Here is a 21,103-nt window from a genome sequence, read left to right on the forward strand (position 1 = left end):
AGCCACCGAACACCTGCCTCCCATCACGCGACTCGCATTCGACGGGAACAACGTGTTGAGAAACTACACCTAGCTGATTCGCAGCCAGGGTCACGGTGGTCACGCCGGCGTCAAACACGATGGTGTCACCGGCTTGCGCATCGGCAATCACCTGGCGCAGGCTGCCGGCGCCGCTGTCTGCGCCGCTGGTGACGGTCAGGGTCGCGGCCTGTGCGCCCATGGCGAGCAGGGCCGCGGCCAATATCGGCGTGCGGCGCAGCGCGAGGGAGGTCAATGTGGGTGGGATGTTTGCATGAAATGGTCCTCTTTGAACTTGTTGAAAAAACATACAAATCAGCCGTCAGCCCAAGCACAAGGGGCGTTGGCAGCTCTCGAACGGGTTTTCTGCCTGCCCAACAGCCCTGCATGGGTTGATGGCAAGCAGCGTATTGATTTCGTCAAGATTTGTATGTCGCCCGTTCGGGCGACAGGCCAACTGACCGCGCGGCCGCTGGCGGCGGCGTTGGCACCGCCATTTTTTCCCGGAAAAAGTGGCTGCAGCGCCCTGTGCATGTGCGCTGGCAGCTCCTGCTTCAGTAGCGTTCATGTTGACCTGATGGCTACCTTCACACCGGGCCCGGCGAGCACCTGTGGGCTGAAGTTTTTCAAGTACTTTTGTGCGGATGTGGTGGCAGCGACACGGTTCGGCGCAGGTGGTGACCGCGCTGGCGCGGTGCGGCCTGGCAGTTCGGGGGACAATCTGGTCAGAAATCACCGCCAGCCTGCCCTGGCTCTGCGCAAGCAGCTATCGAATCAGGACTGAGTGGCTGATCGGCGCGGTGACAGGCGGTGGATCGGCGGCTTGTCCGCGCCCGGGTGGACGGTGCCGCGCCTGCGCTGGGCATACTGTGTCAGGGCGCGCCACTTCGCACAGGCTGTGCGCACCCGCTGCGCTACATACAATCGTTCGCCCAACGCCACGCGCCTGCGTGGCGCGCTTTAGGAGACCCCATGACGACGCCGAATCCTGTGTCCAGCGAAGACAAACGCGCCGCCCTGCGCCGCGCGGCCCTGGACTACCACGAGTTTCCGGTGCCGGGCAAGATCGCCATCGCGCCGACCAAGCAGCTGGTCAACCAGTACGACCTGTCGCTGGCCTACAGCCCCGGCGTGGCCGCGCCGTGCGAGGAAATCGTGGCCGACCCGGCCAACGCCTTCAAGTACACGGCGCGCGGCAACCTGGTGGGCGTGATCACCAACGGCACGGCGGTGCTGGGCCTGGGCGACATCGGCGCGCTGGCGGGCAAGCCGGTGATGGAAGGCAAGGGGGTGCTGTTCAAGAAGTTCTCGGGCATCGACGTGTTCGACATCGAGATCAACGAGAAGGACCCGTACAAGCTGGTGGAGATCATCGCGGCGCTGGAGCCGACGTTTGGCGCCATCAACCTGGAAGACATCAAGGCGCCGGAGTGCTTCATCGTCGAGCGCGAGTTGCGCGCGCGCATGAAGATTCCGGTGTTCCACGACGACCAGCACGGCACGGCCATCGTGGTGGGTGCGGCGGTGGTGAACGGCCTGAAGGTGGTGGGCAAGAAGATCGACGAGGTGAAGCTGGTGGTATCGGGCGCGGGCGCGGCGGCCCTGGCCTGCACGGGCTTGCTGGTGAAGCTGGGCCTGAAGCGCGAAAACGTGTGGGTGACCGACATCAAGGGCCTGGTCTTCGACGGACGCACCGAGCTGATGGACCCGGACAAGGCCGTCTACGCCCAGAAGACCGACAAACGCACACTGGCCGAAGTGATCGACGGCGCCGACGTGTTCCTGGGCTTGTCGGCAGGCGGCGTGCTCAAGCCCGACATGGTCGCGCGCATGGCGGACAAGCCGCTGATCCTGGCGCTGGCCAACCCCAACCCGGAAATCTCGCCGGAAGACGTGAAGTCGGTGCGCCAGGACGCGGTGATGGCCACGGGCCGCACCGACTACCCGAACCAGGTCAACAACGTTCTGTGCTTTCCGTACATCTTCCGCGGCGCACTGGACTGCGGCGCGACGACCATCACCAACGAGATGGAAGTGGCCGCGGTGCACGCCATTGCGGCGCTGGCGCAGGCCGAACAGAGCGAGGTGGTGGCGCGCGCGTACGTGGGTGAAAAGCTGAGCTTTGGTCCCGAATACCTCATCCCCAAGCCTTTCGATCCGCGCCTGATGATGATGATTGCGCCGGCGGTGGCCAAGGCGGCCGCCGAAAGCGGGGTGGCGGCACGCCCGATCGCCGATCTGGACGCCTACCGCGACAAGCTGCAGACCTTCGTGTACGCGTCGGGCACGACGATGAAGCCGATCATCGACGCCGCGCGCACAGCCACGCGCAAGCGGGTGGCCTACGCCGAGGGCGAGGAAGAGCGCGTGCTGCGCGCCGCGCAGATCGTGGTGGACGACCAGATCGCGCGGCCCACACTGATCGGCCGCCCGGCCATCATCGCCCAGCGCATCGAGAAATTCGGCCTGCGCCTGAAGGAAGGCCTGGACTACGATGTGGTGAACGTCGAGCACGACGACCGCTACCGCAGCCTGTGGCAGGCGTATTACCAGCTGACCAAGCGCAAGGGCATCACGGTGCCGATCGCCAAGATCGAGATGCGGCGGCGCCTGTCGCTGATCGGCGCGATGCTGCTGCGCTCGGGCGACGTGGACGGGCTGATCTGCGGCACCTGGGGCACCAACCAGATGCACCTGACCTACATCGACCAGTGCATCGGCAAGAAGCCCGGCACCAGGACCTACGCTGCCATGAACGGGCTGATGCTGCCGGGGCGCCAAATATTCATGGTGGACACGCACGTCAACTACGACCCGACGGCCGAACAGGTGGCTGAAATCACCATCATGGCCGCGCAGGAGATGCAGCGCTTTGGCTTCCAGCCCAAGGCGGCGCTGCTGTCGCATTCGAACTTCGGCTCTTCCAACCAGGCCAGCGCCGTGAAGATGCGCGAGGCATTGGCGCTGATCCAGGCGCAGGCGCCCTGGCTGGAGGTCGACGGTGAAATGCACGGCGATGTGGCGCTGGACGCGCAGCAGCGCCAAGCCGTCATGCCCGACAGCCCGCTGATCGGCGACGCCAACCTGCTGGTGCTGCCCAACATCGACGCCGCCAACATCGCCTACAACCTGCTGAAAGTGGCCGCCGGCGGCAATATCGCCATTGGCCCGATCCTGCTGGGCGCCGCCAAGCCGGTGCATATCCTTACGGCCAGCACGACCGTGCGCCGCATCGTCAACATGACCGCTCTGACAGTGGCAGACGCCAATGCGTCAGCCTTGGCACAAGAGTAACTGCTCACCTAGCGACGACACTGTTCCCGGCACCGTTGCCTAAGAAATAGGCAACGGCTTGCATTTTTGTTGCCGTTGGGTCACACTAGCGCCTTGGAAATTTCGGGTTAACCCGGAGGTTTCCGAAAGGTGCTTTTTCATGTTGCGAACGGCGGCATTGCGGGTAGCGCAGTCGCTCTTGACAGTGTCGTTGGCGGTGGCGGCTGTGTTCCAGGCGGACACGGCGGATGCGCGAGGGTGGCTTCCCGAGCGCTCGCAGACCACCATCGCGGCGGCGGATCTGCCCAGGCAAGGCCAGCGAACCTATTCGCTGATTCTGCAAGGCGGTCCGTTTCCCCACGACAAGGACGGTTCGGTGTTTGGCAACAGGGAACGCCTGCTGCCGCGTGAGCGGCGCGGCTATTACCGCGAATACACCGTCGAAACCCCCGGCGCACGCCACCGTGGTGCTCGCCGCATTGTATGCGGTGGCGTCAGGGTCACCCTTCCCGACGCCTGCTACTACACCAGCGACCACTATTCGAGCTTCAGGATGATCGTGCCATGAAATCGCTTGAACATTTTCAGTCCGCGCCCGCGATCGAGCTGCGGACTTCTTCCGAATCATTGACTTCAGAGAAAGCAGCGGAGATGGATCAACCACTTCGTCCCCCCCCAGAATCGATCTTCAAAGGGGTGCGTACCAACATCGTTCAGTCGATCCGGGCGTTTCGCGTGCACGACCTGCAGGAAGCGGCTGTGTCGCTCGGCCAGCACTTCCTGTACGCCAACCTGGCGGCCGCGCAGACCAAGCAGGATGTGCTCGACATGATTGCCGCGCAGTTCACCTTCCCGGCGCACTTCGGCAAGAACTTCGACGCCCTGTACGACTGCATGACCGACCCGCTGCACAAGAGTGGGCCGCAGCCGGGCTTCATCGTGGTGCTGGAGCAGATCCCGGCCACTGCCAAGTTCGACAAGGAAGCGCGCGAGCAGCTGCTCGACATCTTCCGCGACGCCGCCGACTACTGGAACGACCGGAAGATACCGTTCAGGTGCTTCTATTCTTTTCTGTAGCCCGTTCTGCAGCAGCTGGCCAAGCAGAACGGGCGACCGAGGCCCCTACCGAAGCCGCTTTGACGGCCGAGGCCGTCGAAGACAACGGCGAAAAAATGCCCACCGACAAGCTGGTGGACATCTCCCCGCTGGCGCTGCGCATGAGCAGCCCCTTCAACGCGGGTTACTGGCTGAGCGCCGCCTGAGCGGCGCGTAGCCCGCGGCGCACCGTCGCCACCCACAAAAAAGCCCGCGCCATGCGGGCTTTCTTCATGCCCGGCTCCCACCGAGAAATCGCCGTCAGGCGACCCTTTGAACGACGCACCGGGCGACGGCCCCACCGACCCGCGCTTTGATCTGTCGTTCAGCAGCCACCAGACTGCCCAATTGATCACGCATCGGCGCCTGCCGCGCCAACCAGGCGCTGCGGCTCAGTTCTCGCCGGCCGCCGGCATGCGCGGCACGTTGGCAACGGGCACCACGGGCGAGGGCGCGCGCCGCGCTTCGGCGACGGCCGGGGGCGCGGGGCGCGGCGCGGGCGGAGCGCCGTGCGGCAGTTCGGACGACGCCACCGCCAGCGCCTGGCGTTCGCAGTCCAGCAGCGCGCTCTGGCGCGCCTGCACGCCCTTCACGCCGCTGACCTGCCGCTTGCAGTCGCGCTGCACCACGCGTTCGCCTTCCAGGCGGCGCGCTAGGCAGTTGCGCATCAGGGCCTTGCGCTCGCCCTCTTGCGCACCCACTTCGCGCTGGCACAGCACGAAGCGCGGCGGCAGGCGTTCGCCTGGCGCGATCAGGGAAGGGGATGACGGGGTGGCGGGCGCTGCCGTGCCTTGCGCCCAGGCGGCTGCACCGGCGGTGGCGAGCGCGACGCTCAACACCCAGTGGCTCAATGGTCGTTCGTACTGCTGCATAAGTCTCGTGTCGTGCGCGGGCAGCGTGGGTCGCCCGCCACGGCGCCTCCCGGACGCCGCACCGCATTGTCGCCATCCCCGCGTACTACGCGATGACGCGCGCACCGGCCGCAGGCTTGGCCTATAGTGGCCCGTCGACGTTTGAACCCTTGCCGCCATGTCCGCCGTAGCTGAAGCGCCGCCGCCTGCGCCCGACCAATCGCTATCATTATCAGAGCTGCTTGCGCAGGTGTCTGTAGCGCTGCAGGCCGTTTTGCCGCCTGAAAGCCTGATCACCAACGCCGAGCGCACCACGCCTTACGAATGCGATGGCCTCACCGCTTACCGCCAGCGTCCGCTGGCCGTCGCGCTGCCGTCGAGTTACGAAGAGATTCAATCGGTGTTGCAAACCTGCCACCGCCTGAGCGTGCCCGTGGTTGCGCGCGGCGCGGGCACCGGCCTGTCGGGCGGCGCCATGCCGCACGAACGCGGCGTGACCCTGTCGCTCGCCAAGTTCAATCAGATCCTCAATATTGACCCGCTGGCGCGCACCGCCACGGTGCAGTGCGGCGTGCGCAACTTGGCCATCAGCGAAGCCGCCGCCGCGCACGGCCTGTACTACGCGCCCGACCCCAGCAGCCAGATCGCCTGCACCATCGGCGGCAACGTGGCCGAAAACTCGGGCGGCGTGCACTGCCTGAAGTACGGGCTGACGGTGCACAACATCCTCAAAGTGAAGGGCTTCACCGCCGCCGGCGAGCCGATCGAGTTCGGCAGCGAAGCGCTGGACGCGCCCGGCTACGACCTGCTGGCGCTGATCACCGGCAGCGAAGGCATGCTGGCCGTCACCACCGAGGTCACCGTGCGGCTGCTGCCCAAGCCGCGCCTGGCGCGCTGCATCATGGCCAGCTTTGCCGACGTGCGGCACGCGGGCGAGGCGGTGGCCGCGGTGATCGCTGCCGGCATCATCCCGGCCGGGCTGGAGATGATGGACAAGCCCATGACGGCCGCCGTCGAAGACTTTGTGCAGGCCGGCTACGACCTGAACGCCGCCGCCATCCTGCTGTGCGAAAGCGACGGCACGCCCGAAGAAGTGGCGGAGGAGATCGAGCGCATGACCGCCGTGCTGACCGCAGCCGGCGCCACGCAAATCGCCGTCAGCGAATCCGAGGTCGAGCGCCTGAAGTTCTGGAGCGGCCGCAAGAACGCCTTTCCTGCGAGCGGCCGCATCAGCCCCGACTACATGTGCATGGACTCGACCATCCCGCGCAAGCGCCTGGCCGACATCCTGTTGGCCATCCAGGCAATGGAGCAAAAGTACGGCCTGCGCTGCTGCAACGTCTTCCACGCCGGCGACGGCAACCTGCACCCGCTGATCCTGTTTGACGCCAACGACCCCGACCAACTGCACCGGGCCGAGCTGTTCGGCGCCGACATCCTCGAAACCAGCGTCGCCATGGGCGGCACGGTGACGGGCGAGCACGGCGTGGGCGTCGAAAAACTCAACAGCATGTGCGTGCAGTTCAGCGTCGAAGAAAACGAGCAGATGTTCGCCCTCAAACGCGCCTTCGACCCCGAACAGCTGCTGAACCCCGGCAAGGTCGTGCCCACCCTGCAGCGCTGCGCCGAATACGGAAAGATGCTGGTGCGCGGTGGGGCGCTGCCGCACCCGGAGTTGGAGCGCTTCTGACATGACGCGCCAGGGCCATGCCGTGAGGGGCGCCGCGTGAAGCCGCTTCAGGGCTTGACCTGGCTGCTCATCCTGCAGCTGTGCGGTGAAATCCTCACCCGCCTGCTGCACCTGCCGTTTCCTGGGCCGGTGATCGGTATGGTGCTGCTGTGGCCGGCGCTGGGCGTGCCGGCGATCCGCGGGCCGGTGACGGAGGCGGCGCGCTTTTTGCTGCAGCACCTGTCGCTGCTGTTTGTGCCGGTGGGTGTGGGCGTGATCACGCACCTGGACGTGCTGGGGCATTACGGCCTGCGCCTGGCGCTGGTGATCGCGCTGTCGACCTGGGCAGGGCTGATCGTGTCGGCGCTGGTGCTGCGCGCCCTGCTGCGCGGGCGTGTGGAGGCGCCGCCCGCGCCCGTGAGCGAGGAGCTGCCCGATGCCTGATTTCGTGAAGCTGTGGATCTACCTCTCGTCCGCACCGCTGTTCGGGCTGACGGCGACGCTGGCGGTGTACCTGCTCGCGCAAGCGTTTGCGCTGCGCATGCGGCAGGCCCCATGGGCCAACCCGGTGCTGTGGTCGGTGGTGGTGCTGGGCTGCGGGCTGCTGGTGTCCAAGGTACCGTACGAAAACTACTTTGCCGGCGCGCAGTTCATCCACTTCCTGCTGGGGCCGGCCGTGGTGGCGCTGGGCCTGCCGCTGTGGGAGCGCCGCGCCGAGCTGCGCAACACCTGGGGCCGGCTGGCGCTGGCCGGTTTGGCGGGCGGCGGCGCCGCCGCGCTGACGGCGGTGGCGCTGGGCTGGGCGCTGGGCTTGCCGGATGACGTAGTGCGCTCCCTGGCGCCCAAGTCGATCACCGCGCCGGTGGCGATGGGCGTGGCCGAGAAGATCGGCGGCGTGCCCGCCCTGTCGGCGGTGTTCGCGGTGCTGACGGGGCTGATCGGCGCGTTGTCGGGCAAGTACCTGTTCGCCTGGCTGGGCATTGGCACCGACCGCGTGGGCTGGATGGCGCGCGGCTTCGCGTTGGGCACGGCCGCGCACGGCATCGGCGCGTCGCGCGCGCTGTCGGTGCAGGCGGACGCGGGCGCTTATGCGGGGTTGGCGCTGGGACTGCAGGTGCTGCTGGGGGCGCTGCTGATCCCGCTGGTGGCGCGCCTGTTCTGAGCGTGGCGGGGCCGCCCTGCCAATGGCGGCACAATCGGCGCCATCTGTTCACCGATCTGCCTGGAGGCGGCGCCATGGAATCTCGTCCCACCTGCGATGTGCTCGTCATCGGCGGCGGCCCCGCCGGCTCGACCATCGCCACGCAGCTCGTGCGCCAGGGGCGCAGCGTGGTGCTGCTGGAAAAAGACCACCACCCGCGCTTTCACATCGGCGAATCGCTGCTGCCCGGCAACGTGGCGCTGTTCGACAAACTGGGCGTGCGCGAGCAGATCGACCGCATCGGCATGCCCAAGTTCGGCATCGAGTTCGTGCCGCAGTCGGGGCCGGAGCGCAGCTACGTGGAGTTCGCCGAAGGCTGGGACCCGGACAAGGGTCAGGCCTGGCAGGTGCGCCGCTCGGACATGGACGAGATCCTGTTCCGCCAAGCCGGCCAGCAGGGCGCGCTGACGCAGGAAGGCGCACACGTGCGGCAAGTCGACTTTGACGACAACGGCGCCGACGTCACGGCGCAGCTGGAAGACGGCAGCCAACGCCAGTGGCGCGCGCGTTTCGTGGTCGACGCCAGCGGCCGCGACACGCTGCTGGCCAACAAATTCAAGCTCAAGCACAAGAACGACCGCCACAACAGCACGGCGCTGTTCGGCCATTTCCGCAATGCGCGGCGGCTGCCGGGCAAGCGCGAAGGCAACATCAGCATCTGCTGGTTCGAGCACGGCTGGTTCTGGTTCATCCCGTTGGCCGATGGCACGACCAGCGTCGGCGCGGTGTGCTGGGCGTACTACCTGAAGGCGCGCGACAAGCCGATCAAGGACTACTTCTTCGACACGCTGAAGCTCTGCCCCGAGCTGCACGACCGCCTGGACGGGGCCGAACTGGTGGACGACCGCATTCACGCCACCGGCAACTTCTCGTACTCCAGCAGCCAGGCGACGGGCGAGCGCCACCTGATGATCGGCGACGCCTACACCTTTATCGACCCGATGTTCTCGTCTGGCGTGTTCCTGGCGATGCAGGCCGCGTTCGACGGGGCCGACCTGGTCGCGACCGCGCTGGACCGCCCGGCCGACTACCCGGCCGCGCGCCTGGCGTTTGAAGAGCGCATGCGCGTGGGGCCGAAGGACTATTCGTGGTTCATCTACCGGTCGACCAACCCGACCATCCGCGACATGTTCATGAACCCGAAGAACATCTTCAAGGTCAAGCAAGGCCTGATGTCGCTGCTGGCGGCCGACATCCACCACGGCGCGGCGTACCGGCGCTCGCTCTTCATGTTCAAGGTGGTGTACTACTTCGTCAGCCTGACCCACCCGGTGCGCAGCTGGCGCGGCTGGCGCCGCCGCCGCATCAACATCCAGGACCACGGCGCGCTGCGGGGCGAAACGATCCAAAGCTGATGCGCGCCGCATCGGCTCTAAAACGCTATTCTTTAGATAGCTGTCTGCGCAATCTGCTGTAGGGCCAACGGCCGATTTGACATGAAAAACGGGCTCCACAGCCCGTTGATTCCACCGTCGGTCCGCCGGCCGACTACGCCCCGTCAGGCAGCGGGCATTCGGCCCGCACCCATTCTGCGAACGCGGTGGATACGGTGTGCGTTGGAACGGCCACCACGGCGGGCACTTCGTACGGGTGCGCGGCCAGCAGCGCGGCCTCCAGCCCGGCGTAGCGCGCCTCGGTCGTCTTGAATTCGACGCGCCATTCGGGCTCTTGCTGCAGCGCGCCCTGCCAGCGGTAGACGCTGGCTTCGATGCGCTCAATCTGCGCGCACGCCGCCAGGCGCTGCTCGACCATGGTGCGCGCCAGACGTTCGGCGTCGGCGCGTTCGGCCACGGTGGTGCTGACCAGCAGAATATCGGTCAAAACAGGCTCCAGCGCCCGTCCATCAAGCGTGGGCAGCTACTTTTTCAGTAGCTGCTATGCCGATCTTGTCGAGCGCGTCGCGCAGCTGGCCCACGCTGCGGTCGACGTTGGCCCACTTGTCCAGGCCGAACAGGCCCAGGCGGAAGGTGCGGAAGTCGGCCGGCTCGTCGCACATCAGCGGCACACCGGCGGCGGCCTGCACGCCCACGGCGATGAACTTCTTGGCGTTCTGGATGTCCGGGTCGGTGGTGTAGCTGACCACCACGCCCGGCGCCTTGAAGCCTTCGGCCGCCACGCTGGGCAGGCCGCGGCCTTCCAGCAGTTCGCGCACCTTGCGGCCCAGCTCGATCTGCTGGACGCGCACCTTGGCAAAGCCACGCGCGCGCGTCTCGGCCATGGTGTCGCGCAGCTTGAGCAGCGCCATGGTCGGCATGGTGGCGTGGTAGGCGTGGCTGCCGGTTTCGTACGCCTGCATGATCTGGTGCCACTTCTTCAGGTCGCAGGCGTAGCTGCTGCTGGTTGTGCCTTCCATCACCTTCAGCGCGCGGGCGGACAGGCCGACCATGGCGCAGGCGGGCGAGCTGCTCCAGCCCTTTTGCGGCGCGCTGACCAGCACGTCGACGCCGATCGCCTTCATGTCGACCCACATCGCACCGGAGGCGATGCAGTCCAGCACGAACAGGCCGCCCGCCGCGTGCGTGGCCTCGGCCATGGCTTTCATGTAGTCGTCGGGCAGGATCATGCCGCTGGCGGTCTCGACGTGCGGGGCGAACACCACGGCCGGCTTGACCTTGGCGATGGTGGCCACGACTTCATCGATCGGCGCCGGTGCCCAGGGTGCCCGCGCGCCTTCGCCGGTGCGGTGGGCCTTGAGCACGGTGATGTTGTCTGGCGCGGTGATCTTGCCCATCTCGAGGATCTGGCTCCAGCGGAAGCTGAAGAAGCCGTTGCGGATGATCAGCACCTTCTGGTCGCCCGCGAACTGGCGCGCCACCGCCTCCATGCCGAAGGTGCCGCTGCCGGGCACCAGCGCCGTGGCGTCGGCGCCGTACACCTCTTTGAGCATGCTGGAGATGTCGGTCATCACGCCCTGAAACTTCTTGGACATGTGGTTGAGCGCGCGGTCGGTGTAGACCACCGAGAATTCGAGCAGGCCGTCGGGATCGATGTCGGGCAGCAGTCCGGGCATGGGGTTCTCCTGTTGGGGCTGGCCGGCCACGCGCCGACCTGAAACAATTCACTTTACACGCAAGCGCGCACGACCACCGCATCATGGACTTTCCCACCCTGGCCCTCGCCTTCGGCAAGAGTTTTCTGTTCGCGCTGGCCGCCGTGCTGCCGATCCTGAACCCGCCCGCCTCAGCGCCGGTGTTCGTCAACCTGACGCGCGGGCTAGACCGCGCCACGCGCGTGTCGCTAGCCACCCGCGTGGGCCGCAACGTGGCGCTGATGCTCGCCGGCATCATGCTGATCGGCACCTACGTGCTGGACTTCTTCGGCGTGTCGCTGCCCATCGTGCGCGTGGCGGGCGGGCTGATCGTCGCCTTCACTGCCTGGAATCTGCTGTACGCCCAGCAACTGCCGAACGACGACAAGGCGCAAATGGCCGAATCGCTGACGCAGGACAACGTGCGCATCAAGGCGTTCTACCCCATCACCTTCCCGCTGACCTGCGGGCCAGGCTCGATCTCGGCCGCCATCACCGTGGGCGCCAGCCTGCACAACCGCCAGTGGGGCCTGACCACCGCCAACTTCGCCGGCGGCCTGGCCGCCATGGCCGTCATCGGCGTGCTGGTCGCGCTGACCTTCCGCTACGCCGGCCGCCTGCTGCGCCCGCTGGGCGAAGTCGGGCTGGTGGTGTTTCTGCGGCTGATGGCCTTCATCCTGCTGTGCGTGGGGGTGCAGATCTTCTGGGATGGGGCCAGCGAGCTGATTCGGGGGTTGACCAAAAGCTAAGCCAGCCAAACCCCCGCTTCGTGGAGCGACACTTAAACCGGCATCGCTGCGTATTCTTGGATCCGTTCCTGATAGTTGTCCGTCGTGTGTTCCCAGCGCTTCGGATCGTTGTACTCAAAGTCGGCACCGATTTCACCCGCACGCGAGATACGAATCATGCATTTGAGCCAGCCGCGGCCATTGGGATTCTCGGCTTTCATGGTCTCGTACAAGGCCTCCATTTTGTCGGCGCTCTTGCCGTTGGAGGGCGACGTCAACTGACCCTCTCCAGCCAGGTTGTATGAGTAGCCAAAGATCTTGGTGCTCGCGTCAGTTACTTCACCGATCAAGACCAGTTTCTGCCAACCGTCTTGCGAAACCAATTTGGCGTCTTGCAAAAAAGTCTTGCACAGCTCAATCAGCGCTTCGTCTTTGTTCATGCTGACAGTCCCGAGAATCACCTACACCGGCATCGCCGCGTATTCCTTAATGCGCTCTTTGTAGTTGTCGGGCGTATGGCTCCAGCGATTGACGTCGTTGTACTCAAAGTCGGCGCCGATCTCGCCCGCGCGTGAAATACGAATCATGCACTTGAGCCAGCCGCGCCCATTTGGGTTCTCAGCCGTCATCACCGCGTGCAGCTGTCTCAATTTTTCTAGATTGGACGCTTTGGGGGCTACCAATTTGCAGTTGCCCTGAACATCATAGGAATAGCCACGCATTCCCAACTCTCCTTCTGCGACTTCCCCGACAAGGACGAGCTTCTGCCAGCCATCTTGCTCAGTCACTCGTGGATCTTGCAACAACGTTTTGCACAAGTCGATCAGCGCCTCATCTTTATTCATAATCGCCCATCCTTTTAGTTGAAATATTGTCTATTAAAAGTTTGTCCAGTTTTATTATCAAAAATCTTGGCTATCGTGTCGACCTCGGCGCCGGCACTATCAATCAATTTGTAGTTCACCTCGACTTTGTCCGGTCGCGATGGATTTCCCACGAAATTGACTTCAACCTCCACCGATCCGCCCTTTTTATTAATCCAATCTCCCCACTCGTTTTCCAACTTCCGGTAAGCGCTGTTGTTGAATTGGCCGTTCTGCGGAAACATATTCTTCGCGCCCTGGTTCGGGGCGAAGCGATGGCCAATGATGTGCCCGCCCACGTCGTCTGCCACACCGCGTCCACGTGCAGCGCCCTGCGCTGCTTGTTCCGTGGATGATCGTGCTACTGAAAAGGTTTCATTCAACACTGCTTTTGCACCGATCGTCTCACCCGCCGCGTTCTGCGTCCAGATGATGTGGTTGCGGCCCACCGTGCTGGACACTTGGTTGACGCCCACACGGGCAAAGTCGTCCAGCTTGGTCTTGAGCGGCTCGATGGCGTTGCGCAGGCTGTCGGGCAGTTTGTCCAGCGGCACGGCACCGACGGCGTCGCGCAGCTTTTCCATGGCCGGGCCGATGGCCTTGGCCACTTCGGGGCTGGATTTGGCGGCGTCGACGGCCTTGGCCAGGGTTTCGGCGTAGCGGCCGAGCTTGCCCAACTTGGCTGCGTCGCCGACGTAGGGAACCATGCTCAATGCGCTGATGCCAGCCCCCACGAAGTCGCCGCGGAACAAGGAGATCAGTCCGCTGGCGCCATCCGAAATCGGCGTAGGGTCGAAGATGCCGGCAATGTCCAACCCCATCTGGGTGATGTCCAGCGCCAGATCGGCACCGTCGACCTTGGCGGCAGCGCCTGCATTGTCCGCACCGTGCGCTGCGGAAGAAGGGGTGGGCGCCTGGCGGGCGACGTTGTTGACGACGGCGTTCATGGGGCAATTCCGGTGACTACGGATGGGCCCATTGCACCGGTTTCTGCTGCGTCGCACCATCCGGCGCGTTACCAACTGGGAACACTACGTATAGGTGGTCTTCCCAGGTGCCATACCCAGGCAGCCGCACCGGCACGCGCACAGGCAACGACGCATCACGCTCACCCCAGCGTCATCAAACTCGCATTCCCTCCCGCCGCGGCGGTGTTGACGCTGACGGAGTGTTCGATCAGCAGGCGCTCCAGCGGCACGTCGATGCTGCCGGGGGGCAGCATGGTCAGGCCGACCAGGGGCCCGGGGCGTTGAGCCAGCGTGCGTTGCACGGCGAGCGCGTCGTGCGCATCGCCGTGCAGCAGGACGGCGTCGAAGGCAGCGTCAGGGGCGCGCCAGTCGGGCAGCAAGGTGATGTGCGCTTGCAGCGTTGCGGGCAAGGCGGCGGCATCGGCTTGGGCGTCGGCGGGCCAGACGGCCTGAGCGCCGACGGCGAGGGCGGCCGCCAATTGCGTCAGGCGGTCGGCGCGTTCTGCGGCCAGGCAAAGCACGCGCGGGCGGGGGCGCAGCTGGTAGGTGTTGCGCTCGCCCGTGGGGCCGGTGAGCGTGCGCGGTGCCAGGTCGGGCAGGCGGCCTTGCAACGCGGACAGGCGTGCGTCAGCATCGCTGCAACCAGCGTCTTGCAATGCTTTTGATAGCTGTCTGCGCACGTCCCCGTTGGGCTGAAGGCCTATTTCATTCAAATTTGCACCGGCGGGCTGGCCCTGCGCCGCCACCGCGCGCTGGGCCGCGTCGGCCGGTTTGGCGGCCAGCAAGCGCAGCAGGTACAGCGGGCCACCGGCTTTGGGACCGGTGCCGGACAGGCCTTCACCGCCGAAGGGCTGGACGCCGACGACGGCACCGACCATGTTGCGGTTGACGTACAGGTTGCCGGCGTGCACGCGCGCGGCGACCTGGGCAATGGTCTCGTCGATGCGCGTGTGCACGCCAGCCGTCAGGCCGTAGCCGGTGGCGTTGATCTGGTCGATCAGCGCGTGCAGGTCGTCGCGGCGGTAGCGCAGCACGTGCAGCACGGGGCCGAAGACTTCGCGCTGCAGCTGGTCCAGGCGGTCGATCTCGATCACCGTGGGCGTGACGAAGCTGCCGTAGGCGGTGGCGGCGACGTCGCGCGGCGCGCTGTGCACGCTGTGGCCGCGCTCGCGCAGCGTATTGATGTGGCGCTGGATGCCGGCCTGCGCTTCGGCGTCGATCACGGGGCCGATGTCGACCGCCAGGGCGCGTGGGTCGCCCAGGCGCGCTTCGGCCAAGGCGCCTTTCAGCATGGTCAGGGTGCGGTCGGCCACGTCGTCCTGCAGGCACAGCACACGCAGGGCGGAACAGCGCTGGCCGGCCGAGTCGAAGGCGGACTGCATGACGTCCTGCACGACCTGCTCGGCCAGCGCGGACGAATCGACGACCATCGCGTTTTGGCCGCCGGTTTCGGCGATCAGCGGCACCGGCTGGCCGTCGGGGTTCAAGCGCTCGGCCAATTGCTTTTGCAACAGGCGCGCGACCTCGGTCGAGCCGGTGAACAGCACGCCGCGCACGCGCGCATCGGCCACCAGCGCGGCGCCCACGCTGGCGCCGTCGCCCGGCAGCAGCTGCAGCGCAGCGCGCGGCACGCCGGCGTCGTGCAGGGCGCGCACGGCTTCGTAGGCGATCAGCGGGGTTTGTTCGGCCGGCTTGGCCAGCACCGCGTTGCCAGCGGCCAGCGCGGCGGCGACCTGGCCGGTGAAGATGGCCAGCGGGAAATTCCACGGGCTGATGCAGACCACCGGGCCCAGCGCGCGGTGCGTGGCGTTGTCGAATTGCGTGGCGACCTGCTCGGCGTAGAAGCGCAGAAAGTCGATGGCCTCGCGCACCTCGGCGATGGCGTTGGGCCAGCTCTTGCCGGCTTCACGCACCAGCAAGCCCATCAGGCGCGGCAAGTCGGCCTGCAGGGCGTCGGCGGCGCGTTGCAGGCAGGCGGCGCGCTCGGCCGGCGGCGTGGCGGCCCAGGCATCGGCGTGCGCGGCGGCGTCGGCCAGCGCCTGCGCCACATCACCTGCGCTGGCGTGGTGCACCTGGCCGACCACGTCGCGGTGGTCTGCGGGGTTGAGCACCGGCAGCGGCGGCAGGGGATGCGGGTGGGTAGCAGTCAAAGGGGCCGCCAGTCCTACAGCCAATTGCGCAGGCAGCAATGCTTTTGATAGCACATCGAGTTGCGACTCATCCGCCAGGTCCATGCCCGCTGAGTTGAGTCGCGTGGTCTGCGCGCCCGCTTGCCCCGCGTACAGCGCGCGCGGCAGCGGGATGCGCGGGTGCGGCGCGCCGATGGGCGTGCCTTCGGTCTGCGCGGTGCGCTCCACGGTCTGCACCGGGTCTTCGATCAGCGTGTCGATGGCGATGTCGGCGTCGGCAATGCGGTTGACGAAGGAGGTGTTGGCGCCGTTTTCCAGCAGGCGGCGCACCAGGTAGGCGAGCAGGGTTTCGTGCGTGCCGACCGGCGCGTAAATGCGGCACGGGCGCTTCAGCGCGCCGCCGACCACCGCTTCGTACAGCGGCTCGCCCATGCCGTGCAGACACTGGAATTCGTACTGCCCGGCGTAGTAGTTGGCGCCGGCCAGTTGCACGATGGCGGCGACCGAATGCGCGTTGTGCGTAGCGAACTGCGGGTACACCGCGTCGGGCGCGGCCAGCAGCGCGCGCGCGCAGGCCAGGTAGCTGACGTCGGTGTGCGGCTTGCGCGTGTAGACCGGGTAGTCGGCCTGGCCGTCCACCTGCGCGCGCTTGATCTCGCTGTCCCAATACGCGCCTTTGACCAGGCGCACCATCAGCCGGTGGCCGCTGCGCCGGCCCAAGTCGATCAGCCAGTCGATCACGCGCGGGCAGCGCTTTTGGTACGCCTGAATGACGAAGCCGATGCCGTTCCAGCCGGCCAGCTCGGGCGCGTGGCACAGCTGTTCGAGCAGGTCGAGCGACAGCTCCAGCCGGTCGGCCTCTTCGGCGTCGATGTTCAGGCCGATGTCGTGGGCGCGCGCGCGCACGGCCAGCGCCAGCAGGCGCGGGTACAGCTCGTCCAGCACGCGCTGGCGCTGCGCGCGGCTGTAGCGCGGGTGCAGCGCCGACAGCTTGATGGAGATGCCCGGGCCTTCGTAAATGCCGCGCCCGGCGCTGGCCGCGCCGATGGCGTCGATGGCGGCTTCGTAGCTGGCGAGGTAGCGCGCGGCATCGTCGGCCGTCAGCGCGGCTTCGCCCAGCATGTCGTAGGAATAGCGAAAGCCCTGGGCTTCGCGCGGGCGGGCGTTCTTCAGCGCCTGGCCAATGGTTTCGCCGGTGACGAACTGCTCGCCCATCATGCGCATGGCCATGTTCACGCCTTTGCGGATCAGCGGCTCGCCGCCCTTGCCGACCAGCCGCGTCACCGCGCTGCCCAGCGACTGTTCGCTGTGCGTGGCGACCAGCTTGCCGGTCAGCAGCAAGCCCCAGGCGGCCGCGTTGACGAACAGCGACGGGCTTTGGCCCAGGTGCTGCGCCCACTGGCCACGGCTGATCTTGTCGCGGATCAGCGCGTCGCGCGTGGCCGCGTCGGGGATGCGCAGCAACGCCTCGGCCAGGCACATCAGCGCCACGCCTTCCTGCGACGACAGCGCGAATTCCTGCAGCAGCCCCTGCACGATGCCGGCGCGCCCGCTGGCGCGCTTGCGTTGGCGCAGCGTGCTGGCCAGCTGCTGGGCCAGCGTGTGGGCGGCGTCGGCCTGCGCGGGCGCCAGGCGCGCGCGCGGCAGCAGCGCGCCGACCGCCTCGGCTTCGGGCAAGCGCGTGTCGGCGGTGATGGCGGCGCGCAGCGGGGTCTGCGCTTGCGCCTCGGCGTGCAGCGCGTCGAAGGGCGAGGGCGCGGCGGCCTGGGCGATGGCGTTCTGCGCGATCGGGGCGGCGCTGGCGGCGGGGTCGGTGGGGTCGTGCGGCGAAGCGGGCGTGGGGTCGGTCAGCAGGCTCATGGCGCGGTCGGGGTCGGCAGGTCGAAAGGGCAGGCCGGGGCGACTTAACCAATGGCCTGTTGAGCGGCGACACACCGCACATGACGCCATTGTTCAGCGCACCTGGCTGAGTTATTCGCTGTATTTCACCCGTTACACCGACTAATATTCGACGATGAGCCTTACCGACGCCCCGCTCGACCGGATCGACCTGCGCATCCTCGATGCCCTGCAGCGCGACGGCCGGCTGTCCAACCTGAAGCTGGCCGAGCAGGTCGCGCTGTCCCCCACCGCCGTGCTGGCGCGCGTGCAACGGCTGACGCGGGAGGGCTTCATCGAGGGCTACGCCGCGCGGCTGAACCCGGGCAAGCTGGGGCGCGGGCTGGTGGTGTTCGTTGAAGTGCTGCTGGACCGCACCACGCCGCACGTGTTCGACGCCTTCAAGGCCGCCGTGCAGGTGCACGAGGACATCCTGGAATGCCACATGGTGGCCGGCGGCTTCGACTATCTGCTCAAGACGCGCGTGGCCGACATGGCCGCGTACCGCCACTTTGCCGGTCAGGTGCTGTGGCAGCTGCCCGGCGTGCGCGAAACGCGCACGTATGCGGTGATGGAAGAGGTGAAGTCGACCGCGGTGCTGCCGCTGACTTCGGCCGGCTGAGCCCCGGTGGCGCAAGGGCGCCGCCGGCACGGTGCCAAGAGTATTGAGAGAAATCGCGGCCTGGCGCTACAGCCACCTGCGCAAGCAGCTATGCTATTGGGAGCATATGAGAGCGATCGTCATCGGCACCAGCGGCACCGGCAAGACCACCTTCGCCCGTCAGCTGGCGGGCACCATCGGCGCGCCACACACCGAGCTGGACGCGCTGTACTGGGGCCCCGGCTGGACACCCCGGCCCACCGAGCAGTTCCTCGCCGCGGTCGACGCCGCCAGCGCGGGCGAGCGCTGGGTGATCGACGGCAACTACGCCGCGGCGCGCGACCTGCTGTGGCCACGCGCCACCCACATCGTCTGGCTCGACTACAGCCGCGGGCGCGTGTTCGCCCAGGTGCTGCGCCGCACGCTGTGGCGCGGCCTCACCCGCGCGCCGCTGTGGTCCGGCAACCGCGAATCGCTGCGCACCGCGTTTTTCTCGCGCGAGAGCATCCTGTGGTGGTCGCTGACCACCTTCGACAAGAATCGACGGAAGTACGCGGCGCTGCGCGCCGATGGTGCGTTTTCGCAAGCCCGGTGGCGGGTGTTTGCTCAACCACTGCAGGCGAGGGCTTGGCTGCATGAACTGCCCGGACGGCCCTGACTCGCTTGGGCCGCCCAGCGCAAGAGGAACACGCCCTGAGCCGCCCGCTTTCGTTACACAGTGGCTCACCGAACGGAACGTAAGGCCCCCTCGCGCCGCTACGTGCAACTCAGGCCGCCTTGCGCCCCTTGCGCAGACGCCGTGCGCCCAGACCCGCCAGCAGCAAGCCACTGATGGCCAGGCCCCATTCGCCGACCGTCGGCACGGCGGCAGGTGGAGGTGGGGGCAGTTCGAAGTTCGCCGAGAGGCTTGCTCCGGCGTGCGAGCTTTCGAAGATCACGTTGTCGGCCGCGCCCCGGAACGTGCCGGCCCAACCGTTGCCAACAGAGGTTCGCACGCCGATGATGACGCTGTCACCGTTGATAGTCGACTGCCCACCACACGAGCCACCCGCCATAAAAACTGATAGCGCGCAGTAGCCCGGCGCTGGAAGATTGTTGCCCCAGAAAATCGAACGGCTGGTCACCGCCTCGTGCTGCCACGCATCGGTGGGCAGTGCGGGGCTACCGCTGTGGGTGGGCTGGTAGATCGGCTCGTAGAGCAGCCAAGTGCGATCACCGGTTGAGGTCGGGCTTCCGTCGTGGTCGATCCAAAGACCAAAGGCCGGGGCTTGAACCGCAGAGTTGGTGCTCGTGCTGTCGCGGTACCACTCGTACGAGCCGCCCGTGAATTCGGACAGCTTTCCAAGCGCGCCGAAGCTGGTGGCAGACCGAGCTTCATAGCGCCACTGGGCGTACCCGGCGGCGTCCGGCGTCGTGAACAGCGCCGAACCGCTGTCGGTGCGTGGATAGTCCGCTGTGATTCCTGTTTGTCCACCTGACTCTGCCCAGCGAAACCATTGTTGGTCCACGTCTGTATCGCTGCTTGTCGCCATTCCTGCGGGCGTCGTCACTGTCGCGGCCGATGCACCGAAACTCACACCAGCAGCAAGTCCCAGTGCAAGCAACCATGTCTTTTGTCCTCGCGTCATCTGTCTTCCTCCAGTCATAAATACACACTAAAGGATTACATTATTACGTGAATTATGCCTTTGTGCCTAATTTGTTGTTATTTTTCACATCGACATGACCCAAATACCGTGTGGACTACGGTCTACTGCGGTCAACCGAGGGGTTGGAACCTGCTTGACCATGCGGTGAGCAGGACGACAGCACAGCACGCTGGAGATCGAAAGCCCTCAACGCGCATTGCGATGACCTCTAGAAGTCCGCAAGGAAGGCGTTTCCCTAACGGCATCGTTCCGCGGCCGCTTGCTATGACAGGGTGTCGCAGGTCTCTGAAGTCGGCAAGAAACCTCAGGCAGAAAACGTTTTGCCAGCCCTCAACGCGCCGTCACCCGCGCACGCAGATCGGGATCGTCCGACCGGATCGACTCCACCACGCCGCGCCGGTTGAAGATGACGTGGAATTCCTCGCCGCTGCTGCGCCAGTACTTCCACACGCGGTTGTCCAGGCTGGGCGTCTCGTTGGCGATGGGGTAACCCAGGGACATGGCGACCTGTTCGCGCGTCATGCCCAGGCGCACGCGGCTGGCGCGCACGGCCTGCTGCACAGCCGGGGGCGCGGCGCGCAGGCGGCGCTGCGGGTTGTAGGGCACGACGTAGCGGTGGGCAAAGGCACCCATATCGATTTCGCGGCTGTAATCGTTGCCCAGGTCCTGCTGCTCGCCATTCATCAGCGTGTGCACGCGGTAGCGGCCATAGCCGGTGATCTGCACCGGCGTGCCGGCCGGGATGACGCGGCGCGCGCTGTCGTAATTGATCTCACTGATCCAGCCGCCGTCGGTGCGCATGTTGCAGCACAGCCAGCCGTTGAAGGTGGATTGGGCGTGGGCGGCACTGGCGGCCAGCAGCGCGGTCGCGGCGAGCAACAGGCCGCGGTGCACGGGGAAGCGTTGACGGGTGGACATATCGGCTCCTGACAATGTGAACCGGCACATTGTGGGGGCGGCGTGTTGCGCGTACCGCCGGCGTTTTAGGCGTTCCGTAACTCAAAGTATTCGTCCGCCGGCGCGCAGGACAGAAATTTTCTGCCTGCCAAGCCGCACGCGATCTGGTTGGGTGGGCGTTTGCCCTAGCTGTCGTTTCCCAAGAGGTTGTTCACCCGAGGTGAAGCAAGATGGAGTTCTCAAGCCAAACCAGCT

At 66.3% G+C, this 21,103-nt stretch carries 22 protein-coding genes; 12 read left to right on the top strand and 10 right to left on the bottom strand.

Features of this window, described 5'->3' with window-relative positions; genetic code table 11:
- Positions 1-274, bottom strand: a 274-nt coding sequence (locus FVQ98_RS18520) for a hypothetical protein (RefSeq protein WP_147914937.1), incomplete at its 3' end; no start/stop codon positions are given.
- Positions 275-292: 18 nt separating this feature from the next.
- Here FVQ98_RS18520 and FVQ98_RS18525 point away from each other — a divergent pair.
- The 5 genes from FVQ98_RS18525 to FVQ98_RS20195 all read left to right on the top strand — a co-directional run bounded on the left by FVQ98_RS18525 (position 293) and on the right by FVQ98_RS20195 (position 4,553).
- Positions 293-802 carry a hypothetical protein gene (locus FVQ98_RS18525; RefSeq protein WP_147914938.1) on the top strand — a complete coding sequence of 170 codons (510 nt, stop codon included), beginning with the start codon at positions 293-295 and terminating at the stop codon, positions 800-802.
- Between the two features lie 188 nt (positions 803-990).
- Positions 991-3,312: an NADP-dependent malic enzyme gene (locus FVQ98_RS18530; protein ID WP_147914939.1), complete on the top strand. Its 2,322-nt coding sequence runs from the start codon at positions 991-993 to the stop codon at positions 3,310-3,312.
- Between the two features lie 139 nt (positions 3,313-3,451).
- Complete coding sequence (locus FVQ98_RS18535; RefSeq protein ID WP_147914940.1) at positions 3,452-3,859, top strand: guanyl-specific ribonuclease; 408 nt, start codon at positions 3,452-3,454, stop codon at positions 3,857-3,859.
- A gap of 83 nt (positions 3,860-3,942) precedes the next feature.
- A complete protein-coding gene (locus FVQ98_RS18540; protein WP_147914941.1) occupies positions 3,943-4,368 on the top strand; it encodes a barstar family protein in 426 nt (141 codons plus the stop codon).
- A 59-nt stretch (positions 4,369-4,427) separates the two neighbouring features.
- Positions 4,428-4,553, top strand: a complete 126-nt coding sequence (locus FVQ98_RS20195; protein ID WP_255507856.1) for a hypothetical protein — start codon at positions 4,428-4,430, stop codon at positions 4,551-4,553.
- A 225-nt stretch (positions 4,554-4,778) separates the two neighbouring features.
- Here the strand turns inward: FVQ98_RS20195 and FVQ98_RS18545 are convergent, their stop codons facing one another.
- Positions 4,779-5,258, bottom strand: a complete 480-nt coding sequence (locus FVQ98_RS18545; protein WP_147914942.1) for a hypothetical protein — start codon at positions 5,256-5,258, stop codon at positions 4,779-4,781.
- Positions 5,259-5,415: 157 nt separating this feature from the next.
- Between FVQ98_RS18545 and FVQ98_RS18550 the strand changes: the two genes are divergently transcribed.
- The 4 genes from FVQ98_RS18550 to FVQ98_RS18565 all read left to right on the top strand — a co-directional run bounded on the left by FVQ98_RS18550 (position 5,416) and on the right by FVQ98_RS18565 (position 9,462).
- The gene (locus FVQ98_RS18550) at positions 5,416-6,927 is read left to right on the top strand and encodes an FAD-linked oxidase C-terminal domain-containing protein (protein WP_147914943.1); all 1,512 of its coding nucleotides are present in this window, start codon (positions 5,416-5,418) and stop codon (positions 6,925-6,927) included.
- Positions 6,928-6,963: 36 nt separating this feature from the next.
- The gene (locus tag FVQ98_RS18555) at positions 6,964-7,350 is read left to right on the top strand and encodes a CidA/LrgA family protein (RefSeq protein ID WP_147914944.1); all 387 of its coding nucleotides are present in this window, start codon (positions 6,964-6,966) and stop codon (positions 7,348-7,350) included.
- Positions 7,343-8,068 (top strand): LrgB family protein, encoded by a 726-nt coding sequence (locus tag FVQ98_RS18560; protein ID WP_147914945.1) that lies wholly within the window; start codon positions 7,343-7,345, stop codon positions 8,066-8,068. The genes FVQ98_RS18555 and FVQ98_RS18560 overlap by 8 nt, the downstream gene beginning before the upstream one ends.
- Positions 8,069-8,142: 74 nt before the next feature.
- Positions 8,143-9,462 (top strand): NAD(P)/FAD-dependent oxidoreductase, encoded by a 1,320-nt coding sequence (locus FVQ98_RS18565; protein ID WP_147914946.1) that lies wholly within the window; start codon positions 8,143-8,145, stop codon positions 9,460-9,462.
- 133 nt (positions 9,463-9,595) lie between these two features.
- Here the strand turns inward: FVQ98_RS18565 and cutA are convergent, their stop codons facing one another.
- Together cutA and FVQ98_RS18575 are read right to left on the bottom strand one after the other, a co-directional pair.
- A complete protein-coding gene (cutA, locus tag FVQ98_RS18570; RefSeq protein ID WP_147914947.1) occupies positions 9,596-9,928 on the bottom strand; it encodes a divalent-cation tolerance protein CutA in 333 nt (110 codons plus the stop codon).
- 22 nt (positions 9,929-9,950) lie between these two features.
- A complete protein-coding gene (locus FVQ98_RS18575; protein ID WP_147914948.1) occupies positions 9,951-11,117 on the bottom strand; it encodes an aminotransferase class V-fold PLP-dependent enzyme in 1,167 nt (388 codons plus the stop codon).
- 83 nt (positions 11,118-11,200) lie between these two features.
- Here FVQ98_RS18575 and FVQ98_RS18580 point away from each other — a divergent pair, with 83 nt between their 5' ends.
- Positions 11,201-11,884, top strand: a complete 684-nt coding sequence (locus tag FVQ98_RS18580) for a MarC family protein (protein WP_147914949.1) — start codon at positions 11,201-11,203, stop codon at positions 11,882-11,884.
- 32 nt (positions 11,885-11,916) lie between these two features.
- On the opposite strand, the gene FVQ98_RS18585 is transcribed toward FVQ98_RS18580, so the two are convergent.
- The 4 genes from FVQ98_RS18585 to putA all read right to left on the bottom strand — a co-directional run bounded on the left by FVQ98_RS18585 (position 11,917) and on the right by putA (position 17,683).
- The gene (locus FVQ98_RS18585; protein ID WP_147914950.1) at positions 11,917-12,303 is read right to left on the bottom strand and encodes a hypothetical protein; all 387 of its coding nucleotides are present in this window, start codon (positions 12,301-12,303) and stop codon (positions 11,917-11,919) included.
- A gap of 21 nt (positions 12,304-12,324) precedes the next feature.
- A complete protein-coding gene (locus tag FVQ98_RS18590) occupies positions 12,325-12,708 on the bottom strand; it encodes a hypothetical protein (RefSeq protein ID WP_147914951.1) in 384 nt (127 codons plus the stop codon).
- Between the two features lie 14 nt (positions 12,709-12,722).
- Positions 12,723-13,673, bottom strand: coding sequence for a DNA/RNA non-specific endonuclease (locus FVQ98_RS18595; protein ID WP_147914952.1), 951 nt, complete (start codon positions 13,671-13,673; stop codon positions 12,723-12,725).
- Between the two features lie 161 nt (positions 13,674-13,834).
- Positions 13,835-17,683: a trifunctional transcriptional regulator/proline dehydrogenase/L-glutamate gamma-semialdehyde dehydrogenase gene (gene putA, locus FVQ98_RS18600; RefSeq protein ID WP_370512992.1), complete on the bottom strand. Its 3,849-nt coding sequence runs from the start codon at positions 17,681-17,683 to the stop codon at positions 13,835-13,837.
- Positions 17,684-17,837: 154 nt separating this feature from the next.
- Between putA and FVQ98_RS18605 the strand changes: the two genes are divergently transcribed.
- Complete coding sequence (locus FVQ98_RS18605) at positions 17,838-18,323, top strand: Lrp/AsnC ligand binding domain-containing protein (protein ID WP_147914954.1); 486 nt, start codon at positions 17,838-17,840, stop codon at positions 18,321-18,323.
- Between the two features lie 106 nt (positions 18,324-18,429).
- Positions 18,430-18,960: a P-loop NTPase family protein gene (locus tag FVQ98_RS18610; RefSeq protein WP_147914955.1), complete on the top strand. Its 531-nt coding sequence runs from the start codon at positions 18,430-18,432 to the stop codon at positions 18,958-18,960.
- A 109-nt stretch (positions 18,961-19,069) separates the two neighbouring features.
- Here the strand turns inward: FVQ98_RS18610 and FVQ98_RS18615 are convergent, their stop codons facing one another.
- A complete protein-coding gene (locus FVQ98_RS18615; protein WP_187265803.1) occupies positions 19,070-19,930 on the bottom strand; it encodes an IPTL-CTERM sorting domain-containing protein in 861 nt (286 codons plus the stop codon).
- Positions 19,931-20,281: 351 nt separating this feature from the next.
- Positions 20,282-20,869, bottom strand: coding sequence for an outer membrane protein assembly factor BamE domain-containing protein (gene bamE, locus FVQ98_RS18620; RefSeq protein ID WP_147914957.1), 588 nt, complete (start codon positions 20,867-20,869; stop codon positions 20,282-20,284).
- Positions 20,870-21,103 lie beyond the last annotated feature (234 nt).

Origin of the sequence: Ottowia flava, assembly GCF_008017535.1 — a bacterium.
GTDB classification, from domain to species: domain Bacteria; phylum Pseudomonadota; class Gammaproteobacteria; order Burkholderiales; family Burkholderiaceae_C; genus Ottowia; species Ottowia flava.

What these genes read in the sequence shown, in the direction of transcription:
- FVQ98_RS18525 (WP_147914938.1), top strand. Translation starts at nt 293, where the DNA reads ATGAAATGGTCCTCTTTGAACTTGTTGAAAAAACATACAAATCAGCCG.
- FVQ98_RS18530 (WP_147914939.1), top strand. Translation starts at nt 991, where the DNA reads ATGACGACGCCGAATCCTGTGTCCAGCGAAGACAAACGCGCCGCCCTG.
- FVQ98_RS18535 (WP_147914940.1), top strand. Translation starts at nt 3,452, where the DNA reads ATGTTGCGAACGGCGGCATTGCGGGTAGCGCAGTCGCTCTTGACAGTG.
- FVQ98_RS18540 (WP_147914941.1), top strand. Translation starts at nt 3,943, where the DNA reads ATGGATCAACCACTTCGTCCCCCCCCAGAATCGATCTTCAAAGGGGTG.
- FVQ98_RS18545 (WP_147914942.1), bottom strand. Translation starts at nt 5,258, where the DNA reads ATGCAGCAGTACGAACGACCATTGAGCCACTGGGTGTTGAGCGTCGCG.
- FVQ98_RS18550 (WP_147914943.1), top strand. Translation starts at nt 5,416, where the DNA reads ATGTCCGCCGTAGCTGAAGCGCCGCCGCCTGCGCCCGACCAATCGCTA.
- FVQ98_RS18560 (WP_147914945.1), top strand. Translation starts at nt 7,343, where the DNA reads ATGCCTGATTTCGTGAAGCTGTGGATCTACCTCTCGTCCGCACCGCTG.
- FVQ98_RS18565 (WP_147914946.1), top strand. Translation starts at nt 8,143, where the DNA reads ATGGAATCTCGTCCCACCTGCGATGTGCTCGTCATCGGCGGCGGCCCC.
- FVQ98_RS18575 (WP_147914948.1), bottom strand. Translation starts at nt 11,117, where the DNA reads ATGCCCGGACTGCTGCCCGACATCGATCCCGACGGCCTGCTCGAATTC.
- FVQ98_RS18580 (WP_147914949.1), top strand. Translation starts at nt 11,201, where the DNA reads ATGGACTTTCCCACCCTGGCCCTCGCCTTCGGCAAGAGTTTTCTGTTC.
- FVQ98_RS18585 (WP_147914950.1), bottom strand. Translation starts at nt 12,303, where the DNA reads ATGAACAAAGACGAAGCGCTGATTGAGCTGTGCAAGACTTTTTTGCAA.
- FVQ98_RS18590 (WP_147914951.1), bottom strand. Translation starts at nt 12,708, where the DNA reads ATGAATAAAGATGAGGCGCTGATCGACTTGTGCAAAACGTTGTTGCAA.
- FVQ98_RS18595 (WP_147914952.1), bottom strand. Translation starts at nt 13,673, where the DNA reads ATGAACGCCGTCGTCAACAACGTCGCCCGCCAGGCGCCCACCCCTTCT.
- putA (WP_370512992.1), bottom strand. Translation starts at nt 17,683, where the DNA reads ATGAGCCTGCTGACCGACCCCACGCCCGCTTCGCCGCACGACCCCACC.
- FVQ98_RS18605 (WP_147914954.1), top strand. Translation starts at nt 17,838, where the DNA reads ATGAGCCTTACCGACGCCCCGCTCGACCGGATCGACCTGCGCATCCTC.
- FVQ98_RS18610 (WP_147914955.1), top strand. Translation starts at nt 18,430, where the DNA reads ATGAGAGCGATCGTCATCGGCACCAGCGGCACCGGCAAGACCACCTTC.
- FVQ98_RS18615 (WP_187265803.1), bottom strand. Translation starts at nt 19,930, where the DNA reads ATGACGCGAGGACAAAAGACATGGTTGCTTGCACTGGGACTTGCTGCT.
- bamE (WP_147914957.1), bottom strand. Translation starts at nt 20,869, where the DNA reads ATGTCCACCCGTCAACGCTTCCCCGTGCACCGCGGCCTGTTGCTCGCC.